The sequence below is a fragment of the Oleiphilus sp. HI0117 genome (assembly GCF_001635235.1).
In genome coordinates, this window is the sequence record NZ_LWGA01000808.1 from 1 (window position 1) to 7,276 (window position 7,276).

Here is a 7,276-nt window from a genome sequence, read left to right on the forward strand (position 1 = left end):
CGGTAGCATCTCGAATTTGTCCTGTTGTTATTCCGGTAGTACCCCGAATCAGTCTTTTCGTCATCCCGGTAGTGTTTGAGCCGGGAGCCATAAGGTTAAGACTTGGATGGATTCCCTCTCAAAATACTGCGTGAATGAGGGTAGGGTATGGTGGTTCCCATGTATTTGGCCGAAATACTATTTTTTGGTGGCCTGATTGAGATCAAAGAGTGATGTTTTGCTGCTTGTCTCTATCATTGCTTTGATCTAGACTACATCGCCATGAATAAATGAAGCAGACAATAGCTAGGTAATTAAGTACGAAGCTGTTTTTAAACTGAAATATTTCAGAGATAGAATGCTTGTCAGCTTGATCTATATTAATGAGAGGAAATTATGAGTACTGTAGAAGAGCGTGTTAAGAAAATCGTATGTGAACAACTAGGTGTTAAAGATTCAGAAGTCCAAAATACTTCTTCTTTTGTTGAAGACTTAGGTGCAGATTCTCTTGATACTGTTGAATTGGTAATGGCTTTGGAAGAGGAATTTGAAACTGAAATTCCTGATGAAGAAGCTGAAAAGCTTTCTACAGTCCAGGAAGCTATCGACTTCATTATTGCTAACCAGTAATAGAAGTTCATAAAAAGAACCGTCCTTTGTGAAATCTCTGGGCGGTTTTTTTTTGTTTGTTTAGGTCGATATTTAAAAGTTAGAGGCAAGGTATGTCAAAAAGACGAGTGGTAGTCACAGGGATGGGGATGCTTTCTCCGCTTGGTAATAGCGTGTCTGAGTCGTGGAATGCAGCGCTTGAAGGGAAGAGCGGCATATCAAATATTTCTCGCTTTGATACTGAGAACTTTAACGTCAAAATTGGCGGGCAGATTTCGGACCTGGAAGTGAATGATTATATTGACCGTAAAGAAGCGCGTCGCATGGATATCTTCATGCAGTACGGCCTGATTGCAGGTATGCAGGCAGTAAAAGATGCATCTTTAGAAGACTTGGATTCAGATCAGAAAAAGCGGATTGGTGTTGCCTTTGGTTCTGGAATCGGAGGAATTGAAACCATTGAGACTGTACGTGATACCTACGTGAAATCAGGGCCTCGTAAAGTTTCTCCCTTTTTTGTACCCAGCTCTATTATCAATATGATTGCCGGGAATATCGCGATTAAATATGGCTTTAAAGGCCCAAATATAGCGGTAGTCACAGCTTGTACTACGGGCACTCATAACATTGGTTACGCAGCAAGAACGATTGCCTATGGTGATGCCGATGTGATGATAGCCGGTGGTGCTGAAATGGCGACAACACCAATTGCTGTTGCAGGTTTTAGCAATGCTAAGGCATTGTCTTCCAATGACCGACCTGCTGAAGAAGTCAGCCGCCCTTGGGATAAAGGTCGAGACGGGTTTGTACTATCTGATGGCGCAGGTGCACTGGTTTTGGAAGAGTTGGAGCACGCAAAAGCGCGTGGTGCAACAATCTATGCTGAGCTAACCGGCTTTGGTATGAGTGATGATGCCTTCCATATTACTTCGCCTATTGAAGATGGTTCAGGCGCAAGAACCGCTATGGAAAATGCTATCAACGATGCAGGAATAGAACCAGAATCGATTGATTATATTAATGCTCACGGCACCTCAACTCCGCTTGGTGATGTGGCAGAATGCAAAGCGATCAAAGACCTGTTTAAAGAACATTCTAGCTCTTTGCTTGTTAGTTCAACCAAGTCAATGACTGGTCACTTGTTAGGGGCTGCTGGCGCGATTGAGGCAATCTTTTCTGTAAAAGCTATCACTGATCAAGTAGCGCCACCAACGATTAACCTCGATGAGCCTGAAGAAGGGTGTGATTTGGATTTCGTGGCACATACTGCCAGGAAAGCTCCGATAAAAGCTGCTCTATCGAACTCCTTTGGTTTTGGCGGTACTAATGGCACTTTAATCTTTCAGGCCTTGGAAGATTAGAAATGAAAACGCGAGCTCACTTAACCTTAGTCAATGAGCTTGAGACCTCGGCAATCGATATCGCTGATCGGGGCCTTGCCTACGGAGATGGTTTATTTGAAACGCTTAGAGTGGTCGATGGAAAAATTCCTCTTCTAAGTTATCATCTGGAACGATTTAAACGTGGCACTAAGGCGCTTGATTTAGGTGAAACTGAAATGCTTGCTGGTAAGTTTGAGCGTTATGTTGGCTTGGCTTTGAAAGACCTGACTAAAGCCGCTCACCTTAAGCGAGCGATAATCAAAGTGATTCTTACGCGTGGACAAGGTGGTCGAGGTTATGCGCCACCCGATGAGCCGGAACTAAACTTTATCACACAAGTCTTTGAGTCTCCCGAATTTCCCGAGACAAACTCCGCCCAGGGAATTACTCTCCATTTATGTGACCATAAGCTCTCGCATCAGCCAGTTCTGGCAGGGATAAAACACCTCAATCGTCTAGATCAGGTGCTTGCTTCAAAGGATTTGGCTAAGTCAGGGTATGAAGAAGGCTTGATGTTGGACTACAAGAATAATGTGGTAGAAGGCACTAAAAGCAATCTACTCATTTTCACAGGCAAAGATATTATTACTCCGAATATATCGGGTGCCGGTGTGGCGGGTACTTTACGTCAATATCTACTCGATAACGCTGCTTTAACAGGGCTAGCGCTTCGTGAAGCGGAAATTAGTATCGAGGACTCAAAGTCTGCAGACGGTTTAGCTGTTATCAATAGTGTCTTTGGTCTTTGGCCAGTGAAAGAATTTGCTGGTAAGCGCTATGCAATACATAAAAATTGTGGAATCATTCAGTCTCATTTGAAGACTAGCTTTTCATATTAAATAACCTTTTTCGACATTAACTATCGTGCCTGCAAATCGCTCTTTTATCGCTCGTTTTATTCTGCTGCTTATTATTTTTGTGCTGATGCTCAGTGCCGGTATATATCGTTATTATCAATCTGAATTAGAGCGAGCAATAGCCTTTCCACGAGACGTTCTCGAAATAGAAATACCCAAAGGCAGTAGCTTCAACTCAGTGTTGAGGAACTTGATTGAAAAAGGGGCTGACATTAACCCCTGGGTCGCAAAGGTCTACGCAAAGCAAAATAAGCTTGCTAGTAAAATTAAAGCAGGTGAGTTCAGTCTACAAGGGCCTATGACGCTTCCTGCTATTTTTGAGTGGCTGACATCCAATAACCAGATTCGTTACCAGGTTCAGTTTATCGAAGGAACGAGCTACAGAGATGCCTTAAAGACCCTGGCGCTTCAAGAGAAGCTAAGTAAAACCTTGGAAGGGAAGAGCGATGATGAACTTATCCAGGCATTGAACTCTAAGAACGATATAAAGCACCTGGAAGGGCAGTTCTATCCTGATACTTATGCGTACCATAAAGGCGATACGGATCTATCAATCCTAAAGCGTGCTCATCAGCGTTTGCAGAACATTTTGCAAGAAGAATGGCAGGCTAGAGATAAAAGTACCGTATTGAAGGGCTCGTATGAAGCGCTTACCTTGGCTTCGATTGTGGAAAAAGAAACGGGAGCAGCACATGAGCGAACTGAAATCGCAGGTGTATTTAATAGGCGGCTGATTAAGGGAATGCGTCTACAAACGGACCCGACCGTCATCTATGGCTTAGGTGATCGCTATCAAGGCAATATCACCCGTAAGCACCTGAAAGAGCTGACGGCCTACAACACCTACCGAATAAAGGGCTTACCTCCTTCTCCTATCGCTTTAGTAGGGCGTAGTGCCATTCATGCAGCGCTGCACCCTAAAGAAGGCTCTAGCCTATATTTCGTCGCAAAAGGTGATGGCACTCATCAATTTTCAGCAACTATCGACGAGCATAACAATGCCGTTCGTAAGTACCAGTTAAGACGTCGCAAAGACTACCGTTCAAGCCAGTAAGGCTTGATTTCAGAGCAAGCTCAATTCCAAATAAGAAGGTACAGTGTGGACAAAGGTTTATTTATCACGATTGAAGGTGGCGAAGGCGTTGGCAAGTCTACCAACATCGCTTTTATTCAAGAAGCGTTAGCGTCAAAGGGAATTGAATCCATCATTACCCGAGAGCCTGGCGGAACGCATTTGGCCGAAGAGATTCGTGAAGTGCTCATTAAGAACCGGGAAGAAACAGTAGCGTCAGAAACCGAGTTACTTCTTATGTTTGCCGCACGCGCTCAGCACCTTCACCAAAAGATTTTACCTGCGTTGGAAAAAGGTGTTTGGGTGATTTCTGATCGTTTCACCGATGCAACTTATGCTTATCAATCTGGCGGGCGTGGTGTACCTTCTGAAAAAGTAGCCTTACTTGAAAACTTTGTTCAGGGAGACGTACGCCCAGACCTGACTCTTTTATTAGATGCTCCGATTGAAGTAGGCATGGCGCGTGCAAAAAATCGTGGTGCCCTAGATCGCTTTGAGGAAGAACAGGCAGAGTTTTTTAATAATGTTAGAGATAACTATTTAGCGCGTGCAGAAGCTGAGCCAAAGCGATTTAAAATAGTTGACGCAACACAAAGTTTGGAAGAGGTACAATCAAGTATTTCAGTCGTGCTTGAGAATATCCTGTAGGCAGAGCCTTCCATGGCTCGCAGGCGGGTTAGCACGGTGTAGATTCATATAAGGGATGGAACCCTCTGCCTACGTTCGATTGTTAAACACTATTCAATATCATTGCAACCACGATCACCTGTGGTACGGTTAGCAAAGGTAAATATAGTGCTGTCTTCCAAGACTTCATTGTGTCTTTTATTACCATCACTTCAGTGTAATCGGTCGCTACGCCTGTCATTAAAAATGCAAAGCTATTACCGGGGGCATTGGCTCGATTCATCAAGTCGGCCGCTATAGGGGTCGAGCCTTCGGAGCATACTTCAATGATTGTTGCTGCGATCAAGGTTGCTCCTAGACCAAGCAGCGTTGGCCCGAAGTAATTTTGGAAGTCCTCCAACGAAACGAAGCCTCTAATCGCTGACGCTAATAGAACACCAAATAACAACCAGCGGATCACCATTCTAGAACCGTTTAAGCCGCGCTTGCCGATATCAAGGGCTAGCGCTTGTGTCCATTCTACCGATGCAAATTTGGATTTAGCTTCACGCCAAAATTGAAAGTCTTCAGGCAAGTCATTCGCAACGCTATTTTGCGGAAGAGAGCCTTTCTGTTCTAGTCGATCAAACAACCAGCCGGTGGTAATTGCCAATACCATCGACAGGGCAATAAACAAGAGGGTCCATGGCAGCCCTATGAGTGCCACCATGATTATCGTCAGTGATAGTGAGTTCCAAGGGCTGGCAATAAGAAATGCCATGACTTGGCCGAGACTGGCACCTTTGCGCCTTAGCTCCATGCCGACCATTAGTATTCCGTGACTACATAAATCGAGTAGTACGCCTGCCAATGTCGCGCGCCACAGACCTTTGACGGTGCCTCCTTTTCCCAGAATCGAGATGATAAATTCCTGGGGTATACGACTTAACACACCGACAAAAGCAATGGCGAGCAGTATGCTCCACCACATAGTGTTTAGCAGTTCTTGAACGCTGTGGGCAATGACACCATACCAGTTGTCATGAGAGGGTTCGCTGAGTGCCAACACATAGAAGATAATTGAAAGCGTTAAGCTCCCCCAGAGTAACCAGTCTCGCTTTTCTGGAGAGTCTTCACAGCAACTGTTAGTTGCGGGCTCGCTCGTTGCCTTACTACTGCTGGAGCAGCATGACGTAGTATGTACGGGCTGTTTTTCTTTGCTGCAACAACTTGAACTACTTTCAGGCTTTTCAGGGTTATTTTTTTCAGAACTAGAGCCGCAGCAGCTTGATTTCGTTTCTTTCATAGCTTTACCCCTCCCTGTGTCGTTAGTTGCTCTGGTGCCTCGCTAAGCTTATCAAGAATAGCGCAGTGAGGGTCATTGTTAGATTGGCATTGGCTAGCGAGGTCTAGCAGGCACTGGTGCATCAGCCTAAGCTCAGCTATTTGCTCTTCAACTAATTTTGCTTTGTCCAAGACGAGGGATTTAACCTCGTGACTTTGTCGGCCTTTATTGTTGAAAAGATCAAGCAAGTGGCGACACTCATCAATATTGAAGCCTGTCTTTCGGGCGCGCTGGATAAACTGGAGCTGTTCCAGATCTTGTTCTGAATATTGTCGATAGCCGTTGGCAGAGCGCGAGCTAGGATGAACCAGGTCGATCTCTTCGTAGTAGCGAATGGTTTTAGAATTAAGGCCTGTTAGCTTTGATATCGCGCCGATATTCATCGTGCTACTCCTATATAAATTGATCTAATATGGAATAGCATAAACCTTACAGCTACTGTAAGGTCAATACAAATTTATTGAATTCGAAATTTATGACGAAAGTGGTCAGTGTAGGTGGGTATGACCATAGTCAAAATAACTCAAGTAGACAGAGCCTTCCATGGCTCGCTGGCGGCTTAGGGCTGGTTGGTTTCATGTGAGGAATGGCGTTCTCAGCCTAAGAATGAATAAGCCTCAACCACGACGCCATGCATGAAATTTCTCAAGAAACTGCAATACCTTCTCAGGCGCGTTGGCTTTTTTCCAGTTACCAGCGACAAACTTATTGGTTTCCGCCAGGGTTGGGTAGATATGAATCGTGCCCAGGATCTTATTCAGACCTAAGCCATGCTTCATTGCCGTCACGTATTCAGCAATAATATCCCCGGCATGATGACCGACAATCGTTACCCCAAGAATTTTATCTTTCCCGGGGACGGTTAGCACCTTGATAAAACCATGAGCCTCACCATCGGCAATAGCTCGGTCTAAATCATCAATATCATAACGGCTTACATCATAAGCAATACCTTGTGCTTTGGCTTCCTGTTCGTTGATGCCGACACGGGCCACTTCCGGGTCTGAAAAAGTCGCCCAGGGAATGACGCGATAGTCTGCCTTGAACTTCTTGAATAAACCGAATAAACCGTTCACAGCGGTATACCAGGCTTGGTGAGAGGCCGTGTGCGTGAACTGATAAGGCCCGGCCACATCGCCGCACGCATAGATATTGGGGAAGCGCGTTTGAAGGAATTCGTTCACCTCTATCGTGCCTTTATCCGTTAAGGGGATATTCAATTTATCTAAACCAAAGCCCTCTGTATTCGCTTTACGTCCGACTGCCAATAGCAAAACATCATATTCAATTCGCTGTTCAGTGCCGTCAATGTCGGTGCACAACAGAACTTTTTGGCCATTATCAGTAATAAACTCTGTTGGCTGATGGTTTAATCTAAGATCAATGCCTTCCTCAATAAAGCGCTTTTGAACCTCTGCGCTCACGT

Annotated in this window: 8 protein-coding genes; 5 read left to right on the top strand and 3 right to left on the bottom strand. The window is 44.9% G+C overall.

The features are described 5' to 3' along the window. Positions 1–375: 375 nt before the first annotated feature. From acpP to tmk, 5 genes are all read left to right on the top strand, one after another. Entirely contained in the window at positions 376–609 is a 234-nt protein-coding gene (acpP, locus tag A3757_RS13305; protein ID WP_068506755.1) for an acyl carrier protein, read from the top strand. A gap of 92 nt (positions 610–701) precedes the next feature. Further along, complete coding sequence (fabF, locus tag A3757_RS13310; RefSeq protein WP_068506753.1) at positions 702–1,949, top strand: beta-ketoacyl-ACP synthase II; 1,248 nt, start codon at positions 702–704, stop codon at positions 1,947–1,949. 2 nt (positions 1,950–1,951) lie between these two features. Then, positions 1,952–2,809 carry an aminodeoxychorismate lyase gene (gene pabC, locus A3757_RS13315; protein WP_082865126.1) on the top strand — a complete coding sequence of 286 codons (858 nt, stop codon included), beginning with the start codon at positions 1,952–1,954 and terminating at the stop codon, positions 2,807–2,809. A gap of 25 nt (positions 2,810–2,834) precedes the next feature. Then, positions 2,835–3,881: an endolytic transglycosylase MltG gene (gene mltG, locus A3757_RS13320; protein ID WP_082865125.1), complete on the top strand. Its 1,047-nt coding sequence runs from the start codon at positions 2,835–2,837 to the stop codon at positions 3,879–3,881. 45 nt (positions 3,882–3,926) lie between these two features. Next, on the top strand, positions 3,927–4,547 hold the full coding sequence (tmk, locus tag A3757_RS13325) for a dTMP kinase (RefSeq protein WP_068506751.1): 621 nt from the start codon (positions 3,927–3,929) through the stop codon (positions 4,545–4,547). 82 nt (positions 4,548–4,629) lie between these two features. Here the strand turns inward: tmk and A3757_RS13330 are convergent, their stop codons facing one another. From A3757_RS13330 to A3757_RS13340, 3 genes are all read right to left on the bottom strand, one after another. Then, complete coding sequence (locus A3757_RS13330; protein WP_068506749.1) at positions 4,630–5,811, bottom strand: permease; 1,182 nt, start codon at positions 5,809–5,811, stop codon at positions 4,630–4,632. Further along, on the bottom strand, positions 5,808–6,233 hold the full coding sequence (cueR, locus tag A3757_RS13335; RefSeq protein WP_068506746.1) for a Cu(I)-responsive transcriptional regulator: 426 nt from the start codon (positions 6,231–6,233) through the stop codon (positions 5,808–5,810). Before cueR ends, A3757_RS13330 begins: the two co-directional genes overlap by 4 nt. 234 nt (positions 6,234–6,467) lie before the next feature. After that, a partial coding sequence (locus A3757_RS13340; protein ID WP_197470038.1) for an NAD(P)/FAD-dependent oxidoreductase occupies positions 6,468–7,276 on the bottom strand: 809 nt, incomplete at its 5' end.